This window comes from Marisediminicola sp. UYEF4, assembly GCF_040546025.1.
Taxonomy (GTDB): domain Bacteria; phylum Actinomycetota; class Actinomycetes; order Actinomycetales; family Microbacteriaceae; genus Marisediminicola.
Genome location: NZ_JBEPNA010000003.1, coordinates 235,896 through 261,807, shown reverse-complemented (window position 1 = coordinate 261,807; position 25,912 = coordinate 235,896). Strand labels below are relative to the sequence as shown.

Below are 25,912 nucleotides of genomic sequence, written 5' to 3'. Positions count from 1 at the left end.
AAACGGGATCCACACACGAGGTTTTTGGCATTTGACATTGTGCACGCTGTTGAGTTCTCAAGGATCGGACGCTCCTGCACCACACCCTCACAGGGGCAGCCTCAGGGCAACTTCACAACCTTACCACCTGGAGCGAGTCTGTCAAGCAGACCCGCCGGGTGGATTTCATCCTATGTTTCCTCGTCACGCCTGAAATCAGGGCGAAGAAGTGAACCGGATCTAGTCCCTCTTGAGGCCGTTCAGCACTGCGGCTTTGCGAACCTTTGGGGTGACAAGTGGAAACATTACGTGGAGGTTACGTGACGCGCAAGCTGGCTATCCGGCCGGGCGTGTCGGCGCTGAGGGTCACTCGACGAACACGCCGGCGAGGGTCTTCTTGCCCCGCCGGAGCACCGCGAATCCCCCCGGCAGCACGGCCCCCTCGAGGGTCGCCGTTTCGCTTTCGACGCGCGTGTTGTTCACGTAAACGCCACCCTGGGCGATCGCGCGCCGGCCCTCCCCCGCACTCGTCGTGAGCCCGGTGTCGAGCAGCAGCTGTGCAACCGGAGTCGACTCGGGGCTGGTCGTGTTGGGAAGCTCGCGCAGGGCGGACTCGAGCGTTCCGGCATCCAACACCGCCAGATCACCCTGGCCGAACAGCGCCGCGGCCGCCGCGATGACCGACTCGGTCGCCTCGGCACCGTGCACGAGTGTCGTGACCTCCCAAGCGAGGGCCCGCTGCGCCTCCCGCTTGAACGGTTCGGTCGCCACCGCCTCGGCGAGCCGTTCGATCTCGGCGCGGTCGAGGAAGGTGAATACCCGCAGCCGGAAGATGACATCGGCATCGTCGGTGTTGAGCCAGAACTGGTAGAAGGCATACGGGCTCGTCATACTCGGCTCGAGCCAGATTGCGTTGCCCTCGCTCTTGCCGAACTTCGTGCCGTCGGAGTTCGTGATGAGCGGCGTGCCGATCGCGTGCACACTCACCCCCTCCGCCTTGTGGATGAGGTCGGTGCCGCTCGTGAGGTTGCCCCACTGGTCCGACCCCCCGGTCTGCAGCACACAGCCGTGGTCGCGGTACAGCTGCAGGTAGTCCAGTCCCTGCAGCACCTGATAGCTGAACTCGGTGTAGCTGATCCCCTCGGCGGAGTTGAGTCGCGCACTCACGGCATCCTTCTTGATCATCGTGCCGATCCGAAAGTATTTGCCGATGTCGCGGAGGAAGTCGATGGCGCTGAGGCCGGCCGTCCAGTCGAGGTTGTTGACCATGCGCAGGGCGTTGTCGCCCTCCCCGCCCAGGAACCGCGACACCTGGGCCTGCAGGTAGCCCACCCACTCGGCGACCGTGTCGCGGGTGTTGAGCACGCGCTCGGCGGTCGGTCGCGGGTCGCCGATGAGCCCGGTCGATCCGCCGACGAGTCCGAGCGGGCGGTGGCCGGCGAGCTGGAGGCGCCGCATGGTGAGCAGCTGCACGAGGTTGCCGAGGTGCAGGCTCGGCGCGGTGGGGTCGAACCCGCAGTAGAAAGTGATGGGCGGTCCGGCGAGGAGCGACTTGAGGGTGGCGGCATCCGTCGACACGTGTACGAGTCCCCGCCAAGTGAGCTCCTCCCAGACGTCGTCGAAGGAGTCGTCATTGCGTTGCGACGACAGGGCGGGCTGGGGCGACGGGGTTTCAGGGTGCGACACGAACAACAGGTTAGCGGAGACCGTCGTCTCCTTTCGGGCTCGAGTCAACATCTCAGACTTGATCATACTGACATCAAGCTACTAAACTTGTCTGAACGGCAAACAGCCCGTGAGGCTTGAGGAGTAGCAATGATCGTGATCACCGCCGACCAGATCGACAGCCGTTCGACACCGGATGCCGCGGCCGGCACCCTCGAGCAGCTCAACTCCGACCCGTCGCTCGGCCTGCTCCTGCCGGCGGACCGCACTGCGGGTGACGAGATCCAGATGCTCGCGGCATCCGGTCACGATGCGCTCGCGATCATCCTGCGACTCACCCGGTCGAGGCGGTGGAGTGTCGGATGCGGCATGGGCGGGGTGCGCGAGCCGCTCCCGGCGAGCGTGCGTGAGTCGACGGGCGACGCCTTCGTCGCCGCGCGTACCGCGGTCGATCGGTCGAAGAAGCGCCCCACGCGGTTCGCTCTCGAGTCGGTTCCCGACCAGGCGCCCGGCAGCGACGCCGAGGCGATCCTCGACCTGCTGCTGGTGATTCGCGACCGGCGCAGCGACGAGGGCTGGGAATTGCACGACCTGCTCCAGGCGGGCTTGACCCAGTCGGATGCCGCGGCGCGGCTCGGCATCAGCCCGCAGGCCGCGAGCAAGCGCGCCCGCGCGGCGGAGCTCCGGGCGGAGGAGTCGGTGCTCGACCCGCTTGCCCGGCTGATCGCGAGAGCAGACACGGCGAGCGCGCGCGAAGTCGACAACCACGGCCGTGAGGTGCAATCGTGAGTGGCATGGTTCTCCTCGTCGTCTGGATTGTCGCCGTTGTGCTCGTCTGGGCCGCGGTCGCCATCGCCTTCTTCGCGGTGCGGCCCGGCCGACACTGGCTGATCGTGCCGGCGACGGTGCCCGTTGCCGCGATCGTCATTGCGGGGATGCTCGGTCCCGTCGCCACGGCGCCGCATCCGGCCCTCGCGCTCGTCGCCGGGCTCGGCCTGACCGTGCTCGGTGTGGTCGGCGGCAGCCCGATCGTCTCGGTGCTGCTGGGAGTCGCGACCCGCGGGAGCGTGCCGCTCGGCAGCCATGGCGGAATCCTCGTGCGCGACGTCCGCTCCCCCGCGCCCGCGCAACGGGAGATCCTGCGCGGCGGAACGACGATCGGCTACCTCGAGCGGTTCGCGCTCATCGGCTCGGTCGTCGCGGGCCAGCCGGGCGCGGTCGCGGTGATCGTTGCGGTGAAGGGCCTCGGCCGCTATTCGGAGCTCGAGAACGAGCTCGCGCGGGAGCGGTTCATCATCGGGTCGCTCGCGAGCCTCACCTGGGCCGGTCTGTGCACCGCCGCGATCGTCATGACGGCGGCCGCCGTCAGCTGAGGACGCGCGTCAGGCGACAGGGCGCGTGCGGCGGCCCGGCGAGTGCGCCTTGTAGGGCGACACGCTCCGCTCGCCCGGAATCCAGAACCGCCACGGGTAGTCGATGCCGCCGCCCGCGCCGGACACCCCGGTTCGCGGTCCCGACAGGTAGTCGGCCACCGGGTCGCCCACTTCGAGCGTGACCGGGCCCGCGGCGAGGTCCGTTCCGCCGTGAGCGAGAGTGATGCCGAGTGCGACCGCGAGCCGTGCCGGTCCGCGGGCCAGGTCGTGGTGCGTCTTCGAGGTCAGGCGCCTCGATCGGGCCAGCGGGATGCCGTCGATCACCTCGCCCGCGCGCAGCAGCACCCCCGACGCGGCCCCGGGAACGCCGCAGACCACATTCGCGCAGGTGTGCATGCCGTAGGTGAAGTAGGTGTAGAGGTGACCGGGCTCCCCGAACATCACGCTGTTGCGTTTGGTCTGGCCGCGGAATGCGTGCGATCCGGGGTCGTCCCCGCCGAGGTACGCCTCGACCTCGGTGAGTCGCACGGCGACGTCGCCGTGCCGCACCACCGCGCCCAGCAGCAGCGGCGCGACGCGCACCGCCGATTCCGCGAGTAGGTTGCGGTCGAAGGGATGCCCGCCGGATCCTGTGCGGCCTGACATGGCGCCCTAGAAGAGCCCGAGGCCGTTGCCGCTGAGGGCGAGCAGGGCGAAAACGAAGCCGAGGGCCAGAAGCACGCCGGCGACGACCGTCGGGATCACCCACGGTTTGAGCGGCTCGCGCTTGGGGCGCGGCCGGTCCCGCTCGAGCGTCACCGGTTCTCCTTCACCGTTTCCGGGTTGAGAACCACGGCGATCGCGCGAACCCGGGCGGTCAGCTCGGCGAGCTGCTCGGCCACCCGGTCGGGGGCGGTGCCGCCGACGCCGGTGCGACTCGCGATCGAGCCGCGAACAGAGAGCACCTCGCGCACGGCGGGTGTGAGAGCGGGCGAGATCGCGGTGAGCTCCTCGTCGGTGGGCTCGTGCAGCGCGATCCCGAGCTTCTCGCAGTGGCTCACGAGCGCGCCGCTGATCTCGTGGGCATCACGGAACGGCACACCCTCACGCACGAGCCATTCGGCCACATCGGTGGCGAGACTGAAGCCCTGGGGTGCGAGCTCGGCCATCCGCGGCGTGTTGAATTTCAGCGACGACACCATGCCGGTAAACGCCGGCAGCAGCACCTCGAGGGTCTGCACAGAGTCGAAGACCGGCTCCTTGTCCTCCTGCAGGTCGCGGTTATAGGCGAGGGGAAGACCCTTGAGCGTTGCGAGGAGCCCCGTGAGGTTGCCGATCAGCCGACCGGATTTGCCACGCGCGAGCTCGGCGATGTCGGGATTCTTCTTCTGAGGCATGATCGACGACCCGGTCGAGTAGCCGTCGTGCAGCGTGACGAAGTCGAACTCGCGGGTGTTCCAGAGGATGATCTCCTCGGAGAACCGCGACAGGTTGATGCCGATGAGCGACGTCACGAACGCGAACTCGGCCACCACGTCGCGGCTCGCGGTCGCGTCGATCGAGTTCTCGGCCGGCCTCGACAGCCCGAGCTCGTCGGCGACGAGCTGCGGGTCGAGCCCGAGAGAGCTGCCCGCGAGGGCGCCGGAGCCGTAGGGCGAGACGGATGCCCGCTGGGACCAGTCCCGCAGCCGTTCAAGGTCGCGCACCAGCGGCCACGCGTGGGCGAGGAGGTGGTGCGAGAGCAGCACCGGCTGGGCGTGCTGCAGGTGGGTGCGCCCGGGCATCGGGGCGCCGAGGTGCTGATCGGCCTGCGCGGCGATCGCGTCGATGAGCCGCACGACGTGGTGCGAGATCGCGTGCGCGTGGTGAAGCAGGTACAGCCGGATGAGCGTGGCGATCTGGTCGTTGCGGCTGCGGCCCGCGCGCAGCTTGCCGCCGAGCTCGGGGCCGGCGATGTCGATGAGGGCGCGCTCGAGGGCGCCGTGCACGTCTTCGTCGCTGTCGAGCGGCGTGACCGTGCCATCGGCGACGGCCGCACCGAGCTGGTCGAGGGCGTGGAGCATCCGGTTCAGCTCGTCCCCGGTCAGATACCCGGCGGCGGCGAGGGCCTTGGCGTGCGCCCTCGAACCGTCGAGGTCATACCCCGCGAGCTGCCAGTCGAAGTGCGTCGAGCGGCTCAGCCGGGCGAGCTCCGGGGACGGACCGGTGCTGAACCGGCCGCCCCAGAGCGCTCCCTCGTTGGTGGATGACCCCTCGCCCTCGATCGCCACGGTGCTTAGCTGCCCGCCAGGTCGCGGCGGGCCGAGATGCGGCTCGGCAGCGACCAGATCTCGATGAAGCCCTTCGACAGCGACTGGTCGAACGTGTCGCCGGTGTCGTAGGTGGCGAGGTCGAAGTCGTAGAGGCTCTGCGCGCTCTTCTGCCCGGTGACCGTCGCGCGGCCGCCCTGCAGCTTGAGGCGGATGTCGCCGCTCACATACTTCTGGGTGTCGTCGATGAACACGTCGAGCGAGCGCTTGAGGCCGGAGAACCACAGTCCGTCGTAGACGAGGTTGGACCATTCGGCCTCGACGCCGCGCTTGTAGCGGGCGAGGTCGCGCTCCAGCGTGAGCGACTCGAGCGCCTCGTGCGCGGCGATCAGGGCGACGGCGGCAGGGGCCTCGTACACCTCGCGGCTCTTGATGCCGATGAGGCGGTCCTCGACCACGTCGATGCGGCCGACGCCATGCTTGCCGGCGAGGGTGTTGAGCTGCTCGACGATTCCGAGCGGGGTGTAGCTCACGCCGTCGATCGCCGTCGGGACGCCGGCGACGAAGGTGATGGTGACCTCGTCGGCGTCGCGCGGCACGGTCGGGTCCTGGGTGTACTCGTAGAGGTCCTCGATCGGGGCGTTCCACGGGTCCTCGAGGAACCCGGTCTCGACCGCACGGCCCCAGACGTTCTTGTCGATCGAGTACGGGTTCTTCGCGCTCTGGCGAATCGGCAGGTTGTGCTTCTCCGCGTAGAGGATCGCCTTGTCGCGGGTGAGGGCGAGGTCGCGAACGGGCGCGATGCTCGTGAGATCGGGAGCGAGGGCGGCGATCGCGGCCTCGAACCGAACCTGGTCGTTGCCCTTGCCGGTGCAGCCGTGCGCGACGCTGTTGGCTCCGAGCTCCTTCGCGACCCGGGCGAGGTGCTTCGAGATGAGCGGGCGGCTGAGGGCAGAGACCAGCGGGTACGTCTTCTGGTACATCGCGTTGGCCTTGAGCGCGGGCATCAGGTAGTCGTTCGCGAACTCCTCCTTGGCGTCGACGACGAGAGACTCGACGGCGCCGCAGTCGAGGGCGCGCTGACGGATGTCATCCATGTTCTCGCCGCCCTGCCCGACGTCGATGGCGAGGGCGACGACCTCTTTGCCCGTCGCATCCTTGAGCCAGCCGATACCGACCGATGTGTCGAGTCCGCCCGAGTAAGCCAGGACAACGCGTTCCGCCATGTGGTGTTTCTCCTTGAGTGTTGTGGTTGAAAAGCTTAGGCGCGGGCCAGCAGCCAGACGAGCAGGGCCTTCTGGGCGTGCAGCCGGTTTTCGGCCTCGTCCCAGACCACGCTCTGCGGGCCGTCGATCACGTCGGCCGTGACCTCGAAGCCGCGGTCGGCGGGGAGGCAGTGCAGGAAGAGCGCGCCGGGCGACGCCGTGCCCATGAGTTCGGCGTCGACGCGGTAGGCGCCGAGGTCGTGAAGCCGCTTCGACTTCTCGTCCTCCTTGCCCATCGACACCCAGGTGTCTGTCACGACGACGTCGGCGCCGGACACGGCCGCGACGGGATCGGTGAACAGCTCGATCGAGCCGCCATTGACGCCCGCGACCCGGCGGGCGTCGTCGACGACGGATGCCGTGGGCGCGAAGGCCGCCGGGGACGCCACGCGCACGTGCATCCCGGCCACCGCACCCGCGAGCAGGTACGACTGGGCCATGTTGCTCGCGCCGTCACCGAGGAACGTGACGGTGCTGCCCGCGAGGGCGCCCCGGTGCTCGCGGATGGTGAGCAGGTCGGCGAGCAGCTGGCACGGGTGGAAGTCGTCGGAGAGACCGTTGACGACGGGAACGGTGGTGCCGGCCGCCATCTCCTCGAGGCCCGACTGGGCGAAGGTGCGCCAGACGATCGCGGCGACCTGCCGTTCGAGCACGCGCGCCGTGTCGGTCGCGGTCTCCTTGCCACCGAGCTGGCTGTTCGCGGTGCTGATGATGAGCGGCACCCCGCCGAGGTCGGCGATGCCGACGGCGAACGACACCCGCGTGCGGGTGGAGGACTTGTCGAAGATCACCGCGACGGTCTGCGGGCCGGCGAGGGGCTTCACCTGGAAGCGGTCCTTCTTGAGCTCGATCGCGAGGTCGAGGATCTCGGACTGCTCGGCCTGGGTGAGGTCGTCGTCGCGCAGGAAGTGCCGGGTCATGGCCGTGCCTTCGGGGTCGCGGCCGCGAGGGCCTGGGTGAACAGCTCACGGAACTCGGCGAGCTCGGCGTCGCCGATGATGAGCGGCGGCGCGAGGCGGATGCTCGAATCGTTGGGCGCGTTGATGATGAGGCCGAGCTCCAGCGCCTTCGCGGCGACCTGGGCGGCGACGGGTTCGGCGAGGCCGACCCCGAGGAGCAGCCCGCGACCGCGGATCTCGGTGACGAGCGGGGAGCCGACCGCGGTGATGATCTCGCGCAGTTCGTTGCCGCGGCGCGCGGCGTTCTCGATCAGCCCCGCGTTCTCGATCTCGGTGAGCACGGCGTTGCCTGCCGCGGTCGCGAGCGGGTTGCCGCCGAAGGTGCTGCCGTGCTGGCCGGCGATAAAGAGGTCGGAGGCATCGCCGAAGGTGACGAGCGCGCCGATCGGCACGCCGCCCGCGACACCCTTTGCGAGCACGATGGCGTCGGGCACGATGCCGTCCTGCTGGAAGCTGAACCAGCTGCCGGTGCGGCCGATGCCGGTCTGGATCTCGTCGAGGATCAGCAGGGCCCCGTGCTGTGTGGTGAGCTCGCGTGCACGCTGGAGGAAGCCCTCCGGCAGGTCGATGACGCCGGCCTCGCCCTTGATGGGCTCGATCACGATCGCCGCGACCGTGTCGTCGATGGCGTGCTCGAGCGCCTCGATGGTGGTGTCGATGTGCTCCACACCGCCGAGCAGCGGCTCGAAGGCCTCGCGCAGCGCCGGCTTGCCGGTGAGCGAGAGCGACCCCATGGTGCGCCCGTGGAACGAATTATGCAGCGCGAGGATGCGGCGCCGTGTGCCGTCTCCCTTGTTGAGCCGCGCGAGCTTGATCGCTGCCTCGATCGCCTCGGCGCCGGAGTTGCCGAAGAATACGCGGCCGCGGTCGCCCGCCCCGCTGATCTGGCAGAGACGCTCGGCGAGCTCGAGCTGCTGGGGCGTGGCGAAGAAGTTCGACACGTGGGCGAGGGTCGCGACCTGCGTGCTGACGGCGGCGACGAGGGCCGGATGCGCGTGGCCGAGGGTGTTGACGGCGATGCCGGCGAGGAAGTCGAGATAGCGTTTGCCGTCGACGTCCCAGACGTGGCAGCCCTCGCCACGGTCGAGCAGCAGTTGCGGGGTCGCGAGCGATCCCATCATCGAGGCCCCGAACCGGGTCTTCCAGGTCGTGTCGGTTGTGCTGGGAAGGGTGCTCACTGCGACTTCCTTTTGGAGTTGGGGATGACTTCGGTGCCGGCGCCACGCTGGGTGAAGACTTCGAGCAGAATCGCGTGGGGGATGCGCCCGTCGATGATCGTCGCGCCGCCGACGCCGCCGACCACGGCATCCAGGCAGGCTGTCATCTTGGGGATCATGCCCGACTCGAGGCTCGGGAGAAGCGCGGTGAGCTCGTCGACCGTGATGAGGTCCACGAGGGAATCGCGGTTGGGCCAGTCGCTGTAGAGGCCGGGCACGTCGGTCAGGACCACGAGCTTGGTGGCCTGCAGGGCGATCGCGAGCGCGCCGGCGGCAGCATCGGCGTTCACGTTGAGCGCCTGGCTGGGGTCGGAATTCTCCGACGCGATCGACGACACGACGGGGATGAGCCCGCGCGCGATGACGTTGAGCGCGCTCGACGGGTCGACGTGGGTGATATCGCCGACGTGGCCGAGGTCGAACCTCTCGCCGTCGACCACGACGCCCTTGCGCTCCCCCGAGAACAGCGACTTGCCGTCGCCGAACACGCCCGCGGCGAGAACCGGATGCCCGGCGTCGGCGTGCGCGTTCATCAGCTCGACGATCTCGCGGTTGACCTCGTCGGCGAGCACACGGCGCACGACGCTGATGGCCTCGGTGCTCGTGACCCGGTAGCCTCCGCGGAACTCGCTCTCGATTCCGCTCTCCTCGAGCGCCGCGGAGATCTGTGGGCCGCCGCCGTGCACGACGACGGGGTGCAGGCCCGCGTAGCGCAGGTAGACCATGTCTTCGGCGAACGCGCGCTTGAGGTCCTCGTTGATCATCGCGTTGCCGCCGAATTTCACGACCACGATCTTGCCGGAGTACTGCTTGAGCCAGGAGAGGGACTCGATGAGGATCGCGGCCTTCTCGGCGGCGAGGTCCTGCTCGATTTCGTCGTTGGTGGCCATCAGCTGGAGTACGCGCTGTTCTCGTGCACGTAATCGTGGGTGAGGTCGTTGGTCCACACGGTGGCCGTGTCGGTGCCCGACTTGAGGTCGATCAGCACGTGCACCGCCCTCGGGGCCAGGTCGACGAGGTCGCGGGACTCCCCCGGCTCGCCCGACCGGCAGACCATGACGCCGTTGATCGACACGTCGATGTCGTACGGATCGAAGGTCGCGCTCGTGGTGCCGACGGCGGCGAGAACCCGGCCCCAGTTCGGGTCGTTGCCGAACACGGCGGCCTTGAAGAGGTTGTTGCGGGCGACCGAGCGGCCGACCATGACGGCGTCGTCCTCGTTCGCGGCGTTCACCGTCTCGATCGAGATGTCGTGGCTCGATCCCTCGGCGTCGGCCTGCAGCTGCAGCGCGAGGTCGAGGCAGATCGCGGTCACAGCGGCGCGGAACTCCGCGACGCCCGGCACGATTCCGGAGGCGCCGCTCGCGAGCAGCGTCACCTGGTCGTTGGTCGACATGCAGCCGTCCGAGTCGAGGCGGTCGAAGCTCACCCGGGTGGCTGCGCGCAGCGCTGCGTCGAGGTCGGATGCGGGCACGTCGGCATCCGTCGTGAGCACCACGAGCATCGTCGCGAGCCCGGGCGCGAGCATCCCGGCCCCCTTCGCCATCCCGCCGATAGACCAGCCGGCGCCGTCGACGACGCTCGTCTTGGGGCGGCTGTCGGTCGTCATGATTGCGAGCGCGGCGTCCGCTCCCCCGTCGGCGGTGAGCTGTGCGGTCTCGATGCCGGCCAGGAGCGGCTCGAGTGGGAGCTGCTCGCCGATGAGCCCGGTCGAGCAGACGAGCACGTCGGTGGTTGAGAGGTCGAGCTTCGCGGCGACGGCCTCGGCGGTGGCGTGGGTCACCTGGAACCCGCGGGAGCCGGTGTAGCAGTTGGCGCCGCCCGAGTTGAGCACGATCGCGGTGGCGATGCCGTCGGCGATGACCTGCTGCGACCAGATGATCGGGTTGGCCTTGGCGCGGTTGCTGGTGAACACGGCGGCCGCGGCGTTGCGCGGGCCGAGGTTGTGCACGAGGGCGAGGTCTTTGCCGCCGCTGTTCTTCAGTCCGATTTCGAGGCCGACGGCGGCGAAGCCCTTGGCGTGGGTGACGCTCACGGGGCGACTCCGTTCAGGTTGAGGCCGAGCGACTCGGGAAGCCCGAGGGCGATGTTGGCCGATTGGATCGCGGCACCGGCGGTGCCCTTGACGAGATTGTCGATCGCGGTGACGGTGATCACGCGGCCGGCGGCCTCATCGACGGCGAGCCCGACGAGCGCGGTGTTCGCTCCCGTGGTGTCTCCGGTGCGCGGGAACTGCCCCTCCGGCAGCAGGTGCACGAAGGGCTCGTCCGCGTACGCGGTCGCCCACGCGGAGCGCACGTCGGCCGCGCGGATGCCGGGGGCGACCTTCGCGGTGGAGGTCGCGAGGATTCCGCGCGACATGGGCACGAGCATCGGGGTGAACGAGACGGTCACGCCGACACCGCCAGCCGCGGTGAGGTTCTGGCGGATCTCGGGTGTGTGCCGGTGGGTGCCGCCAACGGCATATGCCGAGGCCGAGCCGGTCTGCTCGCTGAAGAGCAGCTCGGTCTTGAGGCTCTTGCCTGCGCCCGAGGTGCCGACGGCGAGGACGGCGACGAGGTCGTCGGAGGAGATGACGCCCGCGCGGATGCCGGGAGCCAGGCCCAGGGTGATCGCGGTCACGTTGCATCCGGGCACGGCGATGCGGCGCGCGCCGACGAGGCGGTCGCGCTGGTGGCCGCCGCCGCCGAGCGGAAGTTCGGGCAGCCCGTAGGTCCAGGCGCCGAAGTACTCGCCGCCGTAGAACCCAGCCCAGTCGGCCTCGCTCTCGAGGCGGTGGTCGGCGCCGCAGTCGATGACGAGGGTGCCGGGGTCGAGAGCGGCCGTGATCTCGCCCGACTTGCCGTGTGGCAGGGCGAGGAAGACGATGTCGTGGCCCGCGAGGGTCTCGGGGGTCGTTTCGACGAGGGTGAGGTGCTCGAGCGAGCGCAGATGCGGCTGCACGTCGACGAGCCGTTCGCCGGCGTTCTGGAACGCGGTGACGGTCGTGACGTCGAACTCGGGGTGGGCCGCGAGAATTCTCAGCAGCTCACCGCCGGCGTAGCCGCTTGCACCTGCGACGGCGACTGACAATGACATGGGTCTACCTTATTGAGAGAGGGACGAGGGACTGGTCCGGCGACACTCCACGATGAGCCTCCTCAGCTCAACCAGGAAATGACGCCCCGAGTCGCTCGCAGGTTTCACGACGTCGCACGGAAAGGCGCGGCTGAACGCCGTCCACCTGTGCTCCGAGAAAGTTGCCCACCCCCCGAGCGTAGCGCGTCGGGCATCCGCTCGCCCAATCGCGGGGCTCCCGCAGGGTGAGCGATCCCCTGCCGGCCCGGCAGGTTGAGCAGGTCGCGTCCCGCCGCGATCTCTGCCGGCCGGGCAGGTCGCACAGCGATCATGTCGAAACCGCCCTCTCGTGCAGCCCTCCCGTGCCAAATGAAGGTGGCCGGTGTCGTCAAAGTCGGAAAGTTGCCGCCATGCGCGCCTCCAGATGCCCGACACGCCGGCGGCGCACCGTGGGTTCCGTCGTAAGCGACAGCGCGGGTTTCGACACGCGCGCTGCGGGCCGGCACCCGGTGCCGCTACTCGCGGATCGTCGCCCCGAAACGCTCTGCGGCGACGGCAGCTCCCGCGAGCTTCGCGTCGGTCGCCTCCTTCGCGGTGAGTGTGCGATCGCTCGCCCGGAACCTGAGCGCAAAGGTCAGCGACCTCGCGCCATCCGGAATCCCGGCACCGCGGTAGTCGTCTGACAGCCGGGCATCCTCGAGCAGGGGGCCGGCGCCCTCCACGATCGCCGCGAGCACCTCGCTCGCCGGGAATCCGACGGGCACCACGAGAGACAGGTCCTGCGTCGCCGCCGGAGGGGTTGCGATCGGGGTGGGTGTGATCGACAGCGGTGCGAGCCGGATGAGGGCGTCGAGGTCGACCTCCCAGACGGCGACAACCCGGGGCAGGTCGAGTTCGGCGGCGAGGGTCGGCAGCAGCTCGCCGGCGTGGCCGACGGTGTGCCCGTCGACGAGCAGCTCTGCGGTGCGACCGGGGTGCATGGCCTGGTGGCTGCCCTGGCGCACGTCGATCGTGACCGCGAGGGCGGCGGCGAGCTGGCGCACGGCGGTGAGGGCGTCGGCGACGGATGCCGGGATGGCGGCCTGCCCTGCCTGCTTGGCGACGACGTTGCCGAGGAACAGCCCGCCGGCGTGCCGGGGCTGCGGCGGGATCGACGCGTTCAGGCCTGTGAGCACGTCGACGGAGGGCCGCGCGTTGCCGACCGGCAGCGGGCCGCTGCCATACTCGACGCCCGCCTCCGGCAGGAACACGGTGCCGATCTCGAAGAGCGCGAGGTCGGTCAGCCCGCGGGACAGGTTGCGGCGCGCGACCTCGATGAGCCCGGGGGTGAGCGAGGTGCGCAGCCACGGCACTTCGCCGTCGAGCGGGTTCGCGAGCTTGACCGCGGCAACCGGGCCGGCGGATGCCGCGCCGAAGGTGTCATTGCTGAACTTCGACACGAACGGGTACGCGATGACCTCGGTCGAACCGCCGGCAGCAAGCTGCTGGGCGGCGGAGCGGCGGAGGCGCTGGGCGCGGGTGAGGCCGCGGCCGGGGGGCGCGGTCGGCAGCACGGAGGGGATGCGGTCGTACCCGACGATGCGGGCGACCTCCTCGGCGAGCGTCGCTTTGTCGGTCAGGTCGGGGCGCCAGCTCGGCGGGGTGACGACTAGCCCGGTGTCGGACGGCACGATCGCCCCGCCGATCTCGGCGAGGGAGGAGAGGATCTCCTCGTCGCTGTAGTCGACGCCGACGAGCCCGGAGACGTACCCTGATGGCAGCTCGATGCCGGTGGCGACAGCGTGGTCCGTGTGGTGCGAGCCGAGGGCGTCGGGGGTGCCGCCGGCGAGTTGCTCGAGCAGCTGCACGACCCGGGCGGCGGCCGGTGCGGCGACCGCCGGGTCGACGCCGCGCTCGAAGCGGCGGGATGCCTCGCTCGGCAGCTTGTGCCGGCGGGCGGAGCGCGCGATCGAGATGGGGTCGAAGTTCGCGGCCTCGACGAGCACGTTGACGGTGTCGGTGCCGATCTCGGTGCTCGCGCCGCCCATGACGCCGGCGATCCCGATCGGGCCGGACTCGTCGGCGATGAGCAGGTCCTCCGGGTGGAGCCCCCGCTTCTGGTCGTCGAGGGTGACGATGCTCTCCCCCGGCTCCGCGCGGCGTACGGTGATGCCACCGGTGAGCTTGTCGAGGTCGTAGCCATGGGTGGGCTGGCCGAGCTCGAGCATGACGTAGTTGGTGATGTCGACGACGAGCGAGATCGAGCGGATGCCGGCGAGGGTCAGTCGCGCGACCATCCAAGCGGGGGTGGGCCGGGTGGGGTCGACCCCACGCACGACGCGGGTGACGAACACCGTCGAGCCGATGCGCCCGCGGATGGGCGCGCGGTCGTCGATCGTGACGGGGAAGACGGCCGCGCCCTCGGCACGCTCGTGGGCGGGCACGCCGGCCGCGGGGTCGCGGAAGGCCGCGCCGGTGGCGTGGCTGTACTCGCGGGCGATGCCGCGGATCGAGAAGGCATAGCCGCGGTCGGGGGTCACGTTGACCTCGACGGCCGAGTCGTCCAGGCCGAGCAGCGCGACGGCATCCGTCCCCACCGCCGGGTCGAGCCCGAGGGTCGACAGCACCAGAATGCCGGCGTGCTCCTCGCCGAGGCCGAGCTCCTTGGCCGAGGCGATCATGCCGTCGGAGACGTGGCCATAGGTGGTGCGCGCGGCGATCGGGAACGGGCCGGGCAGCACCGCGCCGGGCAGCGACACGACGACCTTGTCGCCGGCGGCGAAGTTGTGCGCGCCGCAGACGATCCCTCGGGGCACGTTTTCGCCGACGTCGACCTGGCACCAGCGGATGGTCTTGCCGTTGGTCTGCGGCTCGTCGACGAATTCGACCACGGTGCCGACGACGATGGGGCCGCTCAGCTCGAAGCCGTGCACGCCCTCCTCCTCGAGGCCGACCCTGACGAGAGCGGCATGGATGTCGTCGGTGGTGGACCCGGGCACGAGGTCGACGAACTCGGCGAGCCAGCTCAGTGGGACGCGCATCAGAGGACCATTCCAAACTGCTTGCTGAATCGGATGTCGCCCTCGACCATGTCGCGCATGTCGGTGAGGCCGTTCTGGAACATGAGAGTGCGTTCGATGCCCATGCCGAAGGCGAAGCCCTGGTAGACGTCGGGATCGATGCCGGAGGCGAGCAGCACGTTGCGGTTGATCATGCCGCAGCCGCCCCACTCCACCCAGCGCGCGCCGCCCTTGGCGTTCGGCTGCCAGACGTCCATCTCGGCGCTCGGCTCGGTGAAGGGGAAGTAGTTCGGCCGCAGCCGGATCTTGGCCTCGTCGCCGAACATGATGCGGGCGAAGTGCTCGAGGGTGCCGCGCAGGTGCGCCATGGTGAGGCCCTTGTCGACGGCTAGGCCCTCGACCTGGTGGAACACCGGGGTGTGGGTCGCGTCGAGCTCGTCGGTGCGGAAGGTGCGGCCGGGCGCGACGACGTAGATCGGCGGGGTGCGATCGAGCATCGACCGGGTCTGCACCGGGCTCGTGTGGGTGCGCAGCACGAGGTGCTTGTCCTGCGGCTCGACAAAGAAGGTGTCTTGCATGGCGCGGGCGGGGTGGTCCTCGTCGAAGTTCATCGAGTCGAAGTTGAACCACTCGTTCTCGAGCTCCGGGCCCTCCGCGATCTCCCAGCCCATGCCGATGAAGATGTCGCCGATCTGCTCCATGAGGAGGCCCAGCGGATGCCGGGCGCCGGCCGTCCACCGGGATGCGACGGCCGTGACGTCGATGGCCTCCGCGGCGAGGCGGCCTGCCTCCTCCGCGGCCGAGACCTCGGTGACGCGCGCCTCGAAAGCCTGGCTCAGACGTGCCTTCGCCTGGCCGACGAGCTTGCCGGCGCCGGATTTCTGGTCGTTCGGCAGCGACTTGATCGACGCGTTGAACGCCGCAAGCGCTGAATGCTCACCGAGGTGCTCGGCGCGAGCGGCCTTGAGGCTCGATGAGGTCGTCGCCGAGGCGAGGGCGGCAAGGGCAGCATCCACGGCAGCGCCGACGTTCTGCTCGTTCAGGGGAAGGGACTCAGACACAAGAGTCGAGTTTAGTGCGGGCTAGAGCTTGCTGCCTTCGCCGCCGCCCTCGCCCCCCGCATCGCCGCCGAGATTCCCGGCCCCGCCGGGGCCCGCGCCTGCCTCCACCGCGCCGAGCACACCGCGGCCGGGGATCTTGGCGTCGAGCACCGCCTTGCTGCCCGTGCGGCGTGCGACGAATCGCGCGACCCAGGAGAGCGTGAGGTTGATGGCGAGGTAGATCACGAGCACCACGAAGAACAGTGTGAAGAAGTAGCGGTTGCCGTAGAAGTTGGCGAGGTTGTTGACGCCGATGCGCAGCAGCTCCGGGTACCCAACGATGTAGGCGAGCGCTGTGTCCTTGAGCAGCACCACCATCTGGGCGATGATGATCGGCAGCATCTGGCGAAACGCCTGCGGAAACTCGATGAGGAACCGCGTCTTGATCGGGGTCAGCCCGATCGCGAGCCCCGCCTCGGCCTGGCCGCGCGGAAGAGAGGCGATTCCGGCGCGGAGGATCTCGCCGATCAGGGCTCCGTTGTAGACGGCCAGGGCCGCGACGCCGGCGATGTAGGACCCCGATGCGAACACGAGCAGCACGAAGAGCATCATGAGCAGCACGGGCATGCCGCGGAAGAACTCGAGCAGCACGGCGGTGGGCACGCGGATCCAGGCGGTGCGCGCGGTGCGGCCGAAGGAGAAGAGGATGCCGATGACCATCGCGAGCACGGCGGCGACGCCGGCCATCTGCAGGGTGCCCAGCACCCCGCGCCCGATGGCGCGCCAGAAGGCGGCGTCGAGCAGGATGTCCCAGCGGCTCGGGTCGAAGAGTCCGACCTGGGTGGAGCCACCGGCGGTCTCGCGCGGCGCGGCAAGGGTGAAGATCAGCCAGGCGATGCCGAGCGCGATGAGCACGGCAGACACGACCGAGATGATCCTCGACCGGCGGATCGCGCGCGGGCCGGGGGCGTCGTAGAGAACGGACTGGCTCATCGGAGGACCGCCACTCGCTTTTCGATGGCCCCGGCGATGAGGCCGAGGGGCACGGTGATGATGAGATAGAAGGCCGCGACCGCGAGCAGGATCGCGAGCACCTCGTCGCCCCGATCGTTGATGACCCGCCGAGATTGGGCGAACAGTTCGAGGACGAAGAACCCGCCGGCGACGGAGGTGTTCTTCGTGAGGGCGATGAAGACGTTGATGAGCGGCGGGATGACCATACGGATGGCCTGAGGCATCACCACGAACCCGAGCGTCTGCCCGAAGGTGAGCCCGATGCTGCGGGCAGCCTCGGCCTGGCCGACGGAGACCCCGTTGACGCCCGATCGGAGCGCCTCGGCCACGAAAGGCGACGTGTAGACGGTGAGGCCGATGGCTGCGAGGGTGAAGTAGTCGAGCCTCACCCCAAGGTAGGGCAGCACGAAGGCGCAGCCGAACAGCACGAGAGTCAGCGGCGTATTGCGAACGAGCTCGGTGTAGGCCGTGGCGATCAGACGCAGGGACGCGACGGGAGAGATCCGCATGGCCGCGATGAAGATGCCGATGATGAGTGCGCCCACCCCGGCGACGCCGAGCAAGCTCAGCGTGCGCAGGAAGCCGTCGATGAAGAGCGGCAGCCCTTCGATGATCGCGTCCATGAACGGCCCCTGTTTTCTGTGATCGTGGCAGTCGGCCCGTCCGCGGTGCGGACGGGCCGACTCTCACTTGGTGTTAGTAGCGGTCGACGGTCGGCGGCTCGGGCGTGTCGAGCACGACGCCTGCGGTCGCCTCCCAGGCATCCACCCAACGGCCGTCTTCGAACGCTGCCTCGAGCGTGTCGTTGATGAAGTCACGGAACTCCGTGTCCTCCAGCGCGACGCCGATGCCGTAGGGCTCCTCGGTGAACGCGTTGTTCACGACCTCGAACTCGCCGTCGCTTTGGTCGGCGAGACCGGCGAGGATGACGTTGTCGGTCGTGACCGCGGCGGCAGCTCCCGTGCGCAGGGGCTCGAGGCAGTCGGAGTAGCCGTTGGCCGCGATGACGTTGTCGGTGTACTCGCGGATGTTCTTCTCCGAGGTCGAACCGCTGACGGTGCAGACGACCGCGTCGGGGTTCTCCGTGAAGTACTCCGGGCCCTCGATGCCGTCGGGGTTGTCAGCTGCGACGAGAAGGTCCTGGCCGGCGATGTAGTACGGACCGGCGAACGCGACAACTTCCTTGCGGGTGTCGTTGATCGTGTAGGTCGCGACGACGAGGTCGACCTCCCCATTCTGGATGAACGGCTCGCGGTTGGCGGAGATGGCCTCGACCCAGTTGATGTCCTCGGCGGCGATGCCCAGCTCGGCGGCGATGACCTTGCCGATCTCGACGTCGAAGCCAACGGGAACGTTGTCCGGGCCGACGAGCCCGAAGAGGGGCTGGTCGAACTTGGTGCCGATCGTGATCTCGCCGGCCTCGTTGAGCTCGGCCATGGTCGTGCCCGCCTCGAACTCGACCTCCTCCTGAACCTCTGGCTCGGCGGTGGGCGCCTCGGAATCGGTGCAGGCGCTCAGTCCGAGGACCGCGACGGCGGCCATGGCAGAGACCATCAGACCTTTTTTGAGTCTCATAATTCGCTCCTTGTGCTGTGTGTCCTACCCACTGGTTAGTGCGTAAGTATTTTGGAGAGGAAGTCCTTGGCCCGGTCGGTCTTCGGGGCCGTGAAGAACTCCTCTGGGGTGGCCTCCTCGACGATCGCACCCTCCGCCATGAACAGCACGCGGTCGGCGGCCTTGCGCGCGAAGCCCATCTCGTGGGTGACCACGATCATCGTCATTCCGTCTTTGGCGAGGCCGACCATCACGTCGAGAACCTCGTTGATCATCTCGGGGTCGAGCGCCGAGGTGGGCTCGTCGAGCAGCATGAGCTTCGGCTCCATCGCGAGGGCGCGGGCGATCGCCACTCGCTGCTGCTGGCCGCCGGAGAGCTGGGCCGGCATCTTCTTCGCCTGGTTGGCGACACCGACGCGTTCGAGCAGGGCCATGGCCTTCTTCTCGGCATCCGCTTTCGAAAGTCCACGAACCTTGATGGGGCCGAGGGTCACGTTCTCGAGCACCGTCTTGTGCGCGAAGAGGTTGAACGACTGGAATACCATGCCGACGTCGGCGCGCAGCTTTGCGAGGCCGGCGCCCTCCTTCGGCAGCTCGGTGCCGTCGATGGTGATGAGCCCGTCGTCGATGGTCTCGAGCCGGTTGATCGCCCGGCAGAGGGTGGACTTGCCCGACCCGCTGGGTCCGATGACGACGACGACCTCACCGCGGGTTACCGTCGTGGAAATGTCCTTCAGCACGTGAAGGGCACCGTAGTGCTTGTTGACGTGATCGACGACGACCAGGGGTTCACCGCTGCGTGCTTGCACCATGCCACTACCCAACCACACTGTGAGAACGCCCACTAACCCCACGGGCCAGTCGTAACAATCCCGCAATCTGCGGAAGTGACTCGAGATGCGTGGTGTAGTCAGCCGGCGGAACGTTGTGAGAAGGCGCTTTCGTACAGGCAGACGGAGGCGGCGGTGGCGAGGTTCATCGACTCGGCGTGCCCGTAGATGGGCACCGTGAGGGCGAGATCGGTCATCGCGAGGTTCTCGTCGGAGAGCCCTCGCGCCTCATTGCCGAACACCCACGCCGTCGGACGCGCGAGCACGCCATCCTGGCGGGCGGCGAGCAGGTCGTCGCCCTTGACATCAGCGGCGATCACGAACAACCCGGCCTCGTGGGCCCGCTCGAGCACGGTGTCGAAGTCGGCTCCCACCGCCACAGGCACATGGAAGATCGATCCCGTCGACGAGCGCACGACCTTCGGGTTGTAGAGGTCGACACTGCGCCCGGTGAAAATGACGCCGTCGGCCCCAGCGGCATCCGCGGCCCGGATGATCGTGCCGGCGTTGCCCGGGTCCCTCACCTCTTCGAGGATCGCGATCAGCTTGGGGCCGTTGCCCTCGGCATCCGGCTTGAGGATGTCCTTGACCGAGGTCGGGAACTGGTGGCAGACCGCGACGATGCCCTGCGGCGTGACAGTGTCAGCCATCGACTCGAGCACGAGTTCGGTGACAAACTCCACCTCGATCCCCGCGACGGACGCGGCCTGGGCGATGTCGGAATACCGCTCGATTGCCGTCGGCGTCGCGTACAGCTCCACCACGAGTTGCGGCCGGAAAGTGAGTGCTTCTGCGACGGCTTGTGGGCCCTCCAAAAGAAAGAGCCCGGTCTGCGACCGGGCGTCTCTCTTGGCGAGCTTTGCCACCGCGCGAACTCGTGGAGAACGCGGGTTATCGATCATGTCGACAGCTTATTAGTCGAACCTACGCGGCAACTCTCGGCGCGCTGGTGTCGGCCGGAAGTGCTGCCTTCGCGGTCGCAACGATCGCCGCGAAGGTCGCGGGGTCGGTGACGGCCAGGTCGGCGAGGATGCGACGGTCGACCTGGACTCCGGCCAGGTTGAGTCCCTGGATGAAGCGGTTGTAGGTCAGGCCGTTGGCACGCGATGCCGCGTTGATGCGCTGAATCCACAGGCGACGGAAGTCACCCTTGCGCTGGCGACGGTCGCGGTAGGAATAGACGAACGAGTGGATCAGCTGTTCTTTTGCCTTGCGGTACAGGCGCGAACGCTGGCCACGGTAACCCTTGGCGCGTTCGAGGATGACCCGACGCTTCTTGTGGGCGTTGACAGCCCTTTTTACTCTTGCCATGATTTGGTTCCTTGAGGTTGGTGGGTCGGGCTACTTGCCGAGGAGGCGCTTGACGAGCTTGGCGTCGGCCGGGGCCAGCACCTTTTCCTGGTTCAGACGACGAGTGACGACGCTGGACTTGACCTCCAGGTTGTGCCGCATACCGGCCTGCTGCTTCATGACCTTGCCGCTACCGGTGATCTTGAAGCGCTTCTTGGTACCCGAATGGGTCTTCATCTTGGGCATGTGTCTCTCCTCGTATCTGTCGTACTACTTGGCACCGGGCGTGCCCGGCGCTACATCTGCTGGTGCAGCTTTGGGGGGCTGCGGCATTGCCGGAGCCTTGGGAATGGCCGGGGCCTTCGGCGACGGCCTGGGAACCGCACCGCTCGGCTTCGGCGTCGCGGCGGGCTTCGCCGGTGCAGCCGCAGCCGCAGGTGCCGCAGCGGCCGGGGCTTTGGGTGCTGCGGCCGCCGGGGTGGCCTTCGCTGCGGGCTTAGCTTCCGCCGGCTTCACGTCAGCAGCCTTCGCAGCGGGCGCCGCGACCTCGGGCGCTTCCGCTTCGGCGGCCTTGGCCTCGACTGGCTTGGCCTCTGCTTGCTTTTCCTCGACGACCGGGGTCGCCTTCGGTGCGGGCGCAGACCTCGGGGCCTCGGCGGCCTTCTTCACGGCAGGAGCCGCGTCGGCGATCAGGGTCGATGCTGCGGGCGCGCTCGTGGTTCCGGGAGCGGCAGCGGGACGCTCGGCGCGAGCCGGCTTCGACGCCGCGCGCTTGGCCTCGGACTCGGCCTTGGCCTCGGACTTGTTCTTGACCGGCCCGATGACCATGACCATGTTGCGACCGTCGATCATCGGCGTCGACTCGACCGAGCCGAACTCCGCGACATCCTCGGCGAAGCGCTGCAGAAGTCGCACACCCTGCTCGGGGCGCGACTGCTCGCGACCGCGGAACAGGATCATGGCCTTGACCTTGTCGCCGGCCTTCAGGAAGCCCTCGGCGCGCTTGCGCTTGGTCTCGTAGTCGTGCGTGTCGATCTTGAGGCGGAAGCGCACCTCTTTGAGGATCGTGTTCGCCTGGTGGCGGCGTGCTTCTTTCGCCTTCTGGGCGGTTTCGTACTTGAACTTGCCGAAATCCATAATCTTGGCAACGGGAGGCTTGGAATTGGGAGCTACCTCAACCAAATCCAGGTCGGCCTCCTGAGCGAGACGAATAGCGTCTTCAATGCGCACGACACCGACCTGCTCGCCGGCTGGGCCAACGAGTCGGACCTCCGGTACGCGGATTCGGTCATTGGTACGGGGATCGCTGATGCGTTGCTCCTTGGGTTCGCTTTCGTGTGCCTGTTGGGTGCCGGCGGTGCCGGCATCAGACGAAAGGAGGAGCTTCACGCACAGCCGCAGCACTCTCCCCAGAAACGAACTCGGTGGGTTGTGATGCAAACTGGCCCGGCGCCCTGGCTACCTTCGAGCAACCTTCTGCTCGTCGGCGGGGTGCCAACAACCCGGTAACCTGAAGAAGCGGTAACCGCGGGTGGGAGAATCTCCACTTTCGTTCCGAGGCGGTGAAGCCCCGGAGCCGACAGAAGTCTAACAGAGGAACCAGTCATGAGCGATAGCGCGCACATTCACGAGTTTTCCGAAGCGGATGATGCCGAAAGCGCCGCCCGCGACATCGCCGACGTGCCCGCGATCGAGGTCATCAACACGGTCGCCGTGCACCTGCTGAGTGCCGCCGCCGTGAAGTGCGGCCTCGCCGACGACCCCGACTCCCAGCTCGACCTCGATGAGGCGCGCAAGCTCATCAACGCGCTGGCCGGGCTCGTCACCGCTGCCGCGCCCGACCTCGGCGACCAGCACGCGAGGGCTCTGCGCGACGGGCTTCGTTCGGTGCAGCTCGCCTTCCGCGAGGCATCCCCGTTTCCGGACGCACCGGGCAAGGGTGCCGGCGAAAAGTACACCGGGGCGGTCAACTGAGCCGGATCGCCTCCGCGCTGGCCTAAGTTTCCCGGTATGAACGAGTGGCAGAACAGGCATCGGCGCCTCCGGGCACGTCAACGACTCGGTATCGCCGTCGTCGTGATCGCGGTGCTGGCCGGCGGTTGGCTCTGGGCCTCGGCGCCCGGCGGCCGTGCGCTCCGACCCAGTGCGCCCGACGACGCCGTCGTCGACAGGGTGATCGACGGCGACACCGTGGACGTTCTGCTCGGCGGCGCGGTGACGCGCGTGCGGCTGCTCAACATCGACACCCCCGAGACGAAGAAGCAGGACACGCCGATCGAGTGCCTCGGGCCCGAGGCATCCGAATTTCTCACGGCTCTGCTGCCTGTCGGCTCGACCGTCAGCCTCGAGTACGACATCGAGCGCGCCGACCAGTACGGGCGCACCCTCGCAGCCGTGTTCACCTCAGACGGCCAGAACGCGAGTGTCGAACTCGCCGCCCGCGGGCTGGGCTACTCGGTAATGTTCGAGCCGAACGACCGGTACCTCGCCGACGTGGAGAGGGCGGAGATGGATGCCCGGAACGCCGGTCTCGGACTCTTCGACCCGTCGGTCCGCTGCAACTCCGGCTAGCGCCCGCGCACCAGCCGGCAGGCTAGCGCTCCGGCGCCTCGGGAGAATCCGCCGGGCGCAGCCGGACCGCGACGCTGTCGACTCGTGCCGCGATGACCTCCGAGGCGGACCAGCGTTGCTGAAGCCGCGCGACGACGGCCGAGAGCGCGGACTGGTCGAGGCCGGGCGCGAGCTCGAGCGTCACCACGAGCTCGGGTCCCGCCAGTCGCGCACCAGGGTCACCGGCGGCGAGAGAGACCGCGAGCACCTGCTGCTCCGGTCTCACCGAGTTCGCGAATTCCGCCGCAACGTCTCTGTCGAGGTAGCTCGGCACCCACGGGAGCTGCTGCGCGATCGCCCACACCGCCGGTCGCCGGATCACGAACTCGGTCTCCGACATCGGATCGAGAACGACGAGGTCGGTCTGCTCGTTCGCGGCGGCGAGGCCGACGCGCACGGCATCCGCCGGCACGGGCCTGGCCAGAGGCTTCCAGCGGCGCATGCTGTCGACCGAGCTGAAAACGGGCATGACGCCCCGCCCGTCCGGCCCCGCCACCGTGACGATCGAGAGGTCGGCGCTCTTGTCGATCCGCAGACCCGTTGGCCCGACGCCGGCCTCGGCCAGTTCCGCAACGAGCGGGATCAGCAGCCTCGACGCGCGAATGACATCGACGACCGCGCCCGCGTCGACCTCGCCCTCACGGAACCCGCGCAGGATTTCGGTCAATGCCGGCGGCGCGGAGCCGTCATCGTCGGACGGGGCGGCGTCACCGAAGCTCCTGCCCTGCCAGGGTGTGCCGGCCGAGTCGGTTGCCTCGTGTCCGGCGTGCTGCTCGAGCGGCATCAGTCGCTGGCGACGTCCAGCGCCTCGGCGAGGGTGAACGCCTTCGCGTAGAGCGCCTTGCCGACGATCGCGCCCTCGACGCCGTAGCGCACGAGCGAACGCAGGTCGGCGATGTCGTCGAGGCTGGCGATGCCACCGGAGGCGATGACGGGCTTGTCGGTGCGGTCGGCGACCTCCCGCAACAGGGAGAGGTTCGGTCCCTGCAGCGTGCCGTCCTTCGTGACGTCGGTGACGACGTAGCGGGCGCACCCGGCCTGCTCGAGACGGTCGAGCACCTGCCAGAGGTCGCCGCCCTCCTCGGTCCAGCCTCGCGCCGCGAGGGTCGTTCCGCGCACATCGAGGCCGACCGCGATGGCCTCGCCATACTCGGCGATAACGTGGGCGGCCCACTCCGGGTTCTCGAGTGCGGCGGTGCCGAGGTTGATGCGCTTGGCACCCGTCGCGAGGGCGGCCTCAAGGCTCTCGTCGTCGCGGATGCCCCCGGACAGCTCGATCATGACGTTGCCGCGCACCTGGCGAATGACCTTCTTGATCACGCTGTGGTTGTTGCCGCGACCGAATGCGGCGTCGAGGTCGACGAGGTGGATCCACTCGGCGCCCTGGCTGGCCCAGTCGGCCGCCGCGTCGACGGGGTCGCCGTAGTTGGTCTCGCTGCCTGCCGCCCCCTGCGTGAGTCGGACGGCCTTGCCGCCCGCGACATCGACCGCGGGCAAAAGGATGAGGCCGGGGGTCTTGTTGAACTCGCTCATGTGATCTCTCTGAGACTGGGGTTGGGGTGAAGTCAACGAGCCTAGTTCTTGTTGAGGCTCGTGATCCAATTGGCGAGAAGGCGGATGCCCGCGTCGCCGGACTTCTCGGGGTGAAACTGGGTGGCCGTGAGCGGCCCGTTCTCCACGGCGGCGAGGAATCGCGCTCCGTGCTCGGACCAGGTCAGGCGCGGCGGCTCGAACGGGCGGGACGTCTCGAGCGTCCAGTCCTGGGCGGCATAGGAGTGCACGAAGTAGAAGCGTTCGTCCCGGATGCCGTCGAACAGCACGGAGTCAGAAGGAGCCTCGACGGTGTTCCAGCCCATGTGCGGGAGGATCTCAGCCGGCAGCCCGGTCACGGTGCCCGGCCACTCTCCGAGTCCCTCCGATTCGATTCCTCGCTCGACGCCGCGCTCGAACATGATCTGCATGCCGACGCAGATGCCGAGCACGGGGCGTCCGCCGGCGAGCCTGCGGTCGATGAGCTCGGCGCCGTGGACGGTCCCGAGCGCATCCATGACGGCGGAGAATGCACCGACGCCGGGCACGAGCAGCCCATCGGCCTCGGCGACCTTGCGCCGATCGGCGGTCAGCTCGACCTTCGCACCGGCGCGCTCCAGCGCCTTCACCGCGGAGTGCACGTTGCCGGAACCGTAGTCGAGGACGACAACGTTCGGAGTGGTCACGGCTACAGCGCCCCCTTGGTGGAGGGGATCCCCTGCACTCGGGGATCGAGCGCGACCGCCTGGCGGAGGGCACGAGCGAAGGCCTTGAACTCGGCCTCGGCGATGTGGTGGGGGTCGCGTCCGCCCATCACGGTGATGTGCACGGTGATGGCGGCGTGGAAGGTGATGGCTTCGAACACGTGGCGCACCATCGACCCGGTGAAGTGGCCGCCGATCAGGTGGAACTCGAAGCCCGCCGGCTCGCCGGTGTGCACGAGGAACGGACGCCCGGAGACGTCGACGACCGCCTGGACCAGCGCCTCGTCGAGCGGCACGAGGGCGTCGCCGAAGCGCGCGATCCCGGCCTTGTCGCCGAGCGCCTGGCCGATCGCCTTTCCGAGCACGATCCCGATGTCTTCGACGGTGTGGTGCACGTCGATCTCGATGTCGCCCTTGGCCTTGACCGTCAAGTCGATGAGTGAGTGCTTCGCAAACGCCGTGAGCATGTGGTCGAAGAACGGAACGGATGTTGTGATGTCGGTGATTCCCGACCCGTCGAGATTGAGCGTGAGGTCGATGCTCGACTCGCTCGTCTCGCGCTGAATGTGCGCGGTGCGCTGGCTGGTCATCCGTCAAT

28 protein-coding genes are annotated in these 25,912 nt (G+C 68.6%); 4 read left to right on the top strand and 24 right to left on the bottom strand.

From position 1 onward, the window contains the following. Nucleotides 1-345 precede the first annotated feature (345 nt). A complete protein-coding gene (gene tyrS / locus ABIB15_RS05680) occupies nt 346-1,665 on the bottom strand; it encodes a tyrosine--tRNA ligase (RefSeq protein WP_354475983.1) in 1,320 nt (439 codons plus the stop codon). A 129-nt stretch (nt 1,666-1,794) separates the two neighbouring features. Between tyrS and ABIB15_RS05675 the strand changes: the two genes are divergently transcribed. Next, nucleotides 1,795-2,433, top strand: coding sequence for a DNA-binding protein (locus ABIB15_RS05675; RefSeq protein WP_354475981.1), 639 nt, complete (start codon nt 1,795-1,797; stop codon nt 2,431-2,433). A gap of 5 nt (nt 2,434-2,438) precedes the next feature. Continuing rightward, nucleotides 2,439-3,017, top strand: a complete 579-nt coding sequence (locus ABIB15_RS05670) for a hypothetical protein (protein ID WP_354475979.1) — start codon at nt 2,439-2,441, stop codon at nt 3,015-3,017. 9 nt (nt 3,018-3,026) lie between these two features. Here the strand turns inward: ABIB15_RS05670 and ABIB15_RS05665 are convergent, their stop codons facing one another. The 19 genes from ABIB15_RS05665 to infC form a co-directional block, all read right to left on the bottom strand. Next, entirely contained in the window at nt 3,027-3,662 is a 636-nt protein-coding gene (locus ABIB15_RS05665) for a DNA-3-methyladenine glycosylase (RefSeq protein ID WP_354475977.1), read from the bottom strand. A 6-nt stretch (nt 3,663-3,668) separates the two neighbouring features. Further along, on the bottom strand, nt 3,669-3,815 hold the full coding sequence (locus ABIB15_RS05660; protein WP_354475975.1) for a hypothetical protein: 147 nt from the start codon (nt 3,813-3,815) through the stop codon (nt 3,669-3,671). Continuing rightward, nucleotides 3,812-5,266, bottom strand: coding sequence for an argininosuccinate lyase (argH, locus tag ABIB15_RS05655; RefSeq protein WP_354475974.1), 1,455 nt, complete (start codon nt 5,264-5,266; stop codon nt 3,812-3,814). The genes ABIB15_RS05660 and argH overlap by 4 nt, the downstream gene beginning before the upstream one ends. Nucleotides 5,267-5,271: 5 nt before the next feature. After that, entirely contained in the window at nt 5,272-6,471 is a 1,200-nt protein-coding gene (locus ABIB15_RS05650) for an argininosuccinate synthase (RefSeq protein WP_354475972.1), read from the bottom strand. A gap of 35 nt (nt 6,472-6,506) precedes the next feature. Then, complete coding sequence (gene argF / locus ABIB15_RS05645) at nt 6,507-7,430, bottom strand: ornithine carbamoyltransferase (protein WP_354475971.1); 924 nt, start codon at nt 7,428-7,430, stop codon at nt 6,507-6,509. Further along, nucleotides 7,427-8,647 carry an acetylornithine transaminase gene (locus ABIB15_RS05640; protein WP_354475969.1) on the bottom strand — a complete coding sequence of 407 codons (1,221 nt, stop codon included), beginning with the start codon at nt 8,645-8,647 and terminating at the stop codon, nt 7,427-7,429. The genes argF and ABIB15_RS05640 overlap by 4 nt, the downstream gene beginning before the upstream one ends. After that, the gene (gene argB, locus ABIB15_RS05635; RefSeq protein WP_354475967.1) at nt 8,644-9,576 is read right to left on the bottom strand and encodes an acetylglutamate kinase; all 933 of its coding nucleotides are present in this window, start codon (nt 9,574-9,576) and stop codon (nt 8,644-8,646) included. Before argB ends, ABIB15_RS05640 begins: the two co-directional genes overlap by 4 nt. Beyond that, nucleotides 9,576-10,721 carry a bifunctional glutamate N-acetyltransferase/amino-acid acetyltransferase ArgJ gene (gene argJ, locus ABIB15_RS05630; RefSeq protein WP_354475965.1) on the bottom strand — a complete coding sequence of 382 codons (1,146 nt, stop codon included), beginning with the start codon at nt 10,719-10,721 and terminating at the stop codon, nt 9,576-9,578. The genes argB and argJ overlap by 1 nt, the downstream gene beginning before the upstream one ends. Then, a complete protein-coding gene (argC, locus tag ABIB15_RS05625; RefSeq protein ID WP_354475963.1) occupies nt 10,718-11,764 on the bottom strand; it encodes an N-acetyl-gamma-glutamyl-phosphate reductase in 1,047 nt (348 codons plus the stop codon). The genes argJ and argC overlap by 4 nt, the downstream gene beginning before the upstream one ends. Nucleotides 11,765-12,258: 494 nt before the next feature. Further along, entirely contained in the window at nt 12,259-14,763 is a 2,505-nt protein-coding gene (gene pheT, locus ABIB15_RS05620) for a phenylalanine--tRNA ligase subunit beta (protein WP_354475962.1), read from the bottom strand. Further along, nucleotides 14,763-15,803, bottom strand: coding sequence for a phenylalanine--tRNA ligase subunit alpha (gene pheS / locus ABIB15_RS05615; RefSeq protein WP_354475960.1), 1,041 nt, complete (start codon nt 15,801-15,803; stop codon nt 14,763-14,765). The genes pheT and pheS overlap by 1 nt, the downstream gene beginning before the upstream one ends. 21 nt (nt 15,804-15,824) lie before the next feature. After that, nucleotides 15,825-16,775 (bottom strand): amino acid ABC transporter permease, encoded by a 951-nt coding sequence (locus ABIB15_RS05610; RefSeq protein WP_354475958.1) that lies wholly within the window; start codon nt 16,773-16,775, stop codon nt 15,825-15,827. Next, nucleotides 16,772-17,419, bottom strand: coding sequence for an amino acid ABC transporter permease (locus tag ABIB15_RS05605; protein WP_354475956.1), 648 nt, complete (start codon nt 17,417-17,419; stop codon nt 16,772-16,774). The genes ABIB15_RS05610 and ABIB15_RS05605 overlap by 4 nt, the downstream gene beginning before the upstream one ends. 73 nt (nt 17,420-17,492) lie before the next feature. Next, nucleotides 17,493-18,371, bottom strand: a complete 879-nt coding sequence (locus ABIB15_RS05600; RefSeq protein WP_354475954.1) for a glutamate ABC transporter substrate-binding protein — start codon at nt 18,369-18,371, stop codon at nt 17,493-17,495. 35 nt (nt 18,372-18,406) lie between these two features. Then, a complete protein-coding gene (locus ABIB15_RS05595; RefSeq protein ID WP_502908911.1) occupies nt 18,407-19,162 on the bottom strand; it encodes an amino acid ABC transporter ATP-binding protein in 756 nt (251 codons plus the stop codon). Between the two features lie 98 nt (nt 19,163-19,260). After that, nucleotides 19,261-20,082 carry a TrmH family RNA methyltransferase gene (locus tag ABIB15_RS05590; protein ID WP_354475952.1) on the bottom strand — a complete coding sequence of 274 codons (822 nt, stop codon included), beginning with the start codon at nt 20,080-20,082 and terminating at the stop codon, nt 19,261-19,263. A gap of 22 nt (nt 20,083-20,104) precedes the next feature. Beyond that, nucleotides 20,105-20,491, bottom strand: coding sequence for a 50S ribosomal protein L20 (gene rplT, locus ABIB15_RS05585; protein WP_354475950.1), 387 nt, complete (start codon nt 20,489-20,491; stop codon nt 20,105-20,107). Between the two features lie 30 nt (nt 20,492-20,521). Continuing rightward, complete coding sequence (gene rpmI / locus ABIB15_RS05580) at nt 20,522-20,716, bottom strand: 50S ribosomal protein L35 (protein WP_354475948.1); 195 nt, start codon at nt 20,714-20,716, stop codon at nt 20,522-20,524. A gap of 24 nt (nt 20,717-20,740) precedes the next feature. Continuing rightward, nucleotides 20,741-21,859 carry a translation initiation factor IF-3 gene (gene infC / locus ABIB15_RS05575; RefSeq protein WP_354475946.1) on the bottom strand — a complete coding sequence of 373 codons (1,119 nt, stop codon included), beginning with the start codon at nt 21,857-21,859 and terminating at the stop codon, nt 20,741-20,743. Between the two features lie 216 nt (nt 21,860-22,075). On the opposite strand from infC, the gene ABIB15_RS05570 reads away from it, so the two are divergent. Together ABIB15_RS05570 and ABIB15_RS05565 are read left to right on the top strand one after the other, a co-directional pair. After that, complete coding sequence (locus ABIB15_RS05570) at nt 22,076-22,444, top strand: DUF1844 domain-containing protein (RefSeq protein ID WP_354475944.1); 369 nt, start codon at nt 22,076-22,078, stop codon at nt 22,442-22,444. A gap of 36 nt (nt 22,445-22,480) precedes the next feature. Beyond that, nucleotides 22,481-23,041, top strand: coding sequence for a thermonuclease family protein (locus tag ABIB15_RS05565; protein WP_354475943.1), 561 nt, complete (start codon nt 22,481-22,483; stop codon nt 23,039-23,041). A 22-nt stretch (nt 23,042-23,063) separates the two neighbouring features. Here ABIB15_RS05565 and ABIB15_RS05560 read toward each other — a convergent pair whose 3' ends face one another. The 4 genes from ABIB15_RS05560 to hisB are packed head-to-tail and all read right to left on the bottom strand — an operon-like array spanning nt 23,064 to nt 25,904. Beyond that, complete coding sequence (locus ABIB15_RS05560) at nt 23,064-23,864, bottom strand: SseB family protein (protein ID WP_354475942.1); 801 nt, start codon at nt 23,862-23,864, stop codon at nt 23,064-23,066. Next, a complete protein-coding gene (gene priA / locus ABIB15_RS05555) occupies nt 23,864-24,613 on the bottom strand; it encodes a bifunctional 1-(5-phosphoribosyl)-5-((5-phosphoribosylamino)methylideneamino)imidazole-4-carboxamide isomerase/phosphoribosylanthranilate isomerase PriA (RefSeq protein ID WP_354475941.1) in 750 nt (249 codons plus the stop codon). The genes ABIB15_RS05560 and priA overlap by 1 nt, the downstream gene beginning before the upstream one ends. A 41-nt stretch (nt 24,614-24,654) precedes the next feature. Then, nucleotides 24,655-25,296: an imidazole glycerol phosphate synthase subunit HisH gene (gene hisH, locus ABIB15_RS05550; protein WP_354475939.1), complete on the bottom strand. Its 642-nt coding sequence runs from the start codon at nt 25,294-25,296 to the stop codon at nt 24,655-24,657. A 2-nt stretch (nt 25,297-25,298) separates the two neighbouring features. Then, entirely contained in the window at nt 25,299-25,904 is a 606-nt protein-coding gene (hisB, locus tag ABIB15_RS05545; protein WP_354475938.1) for an imidazoleglycerol-phosphate dehydratase HisB, read from the bottom strand. Between the last annotated feature and the right edge of the window lie 8 nt (nt 25,905-25,912).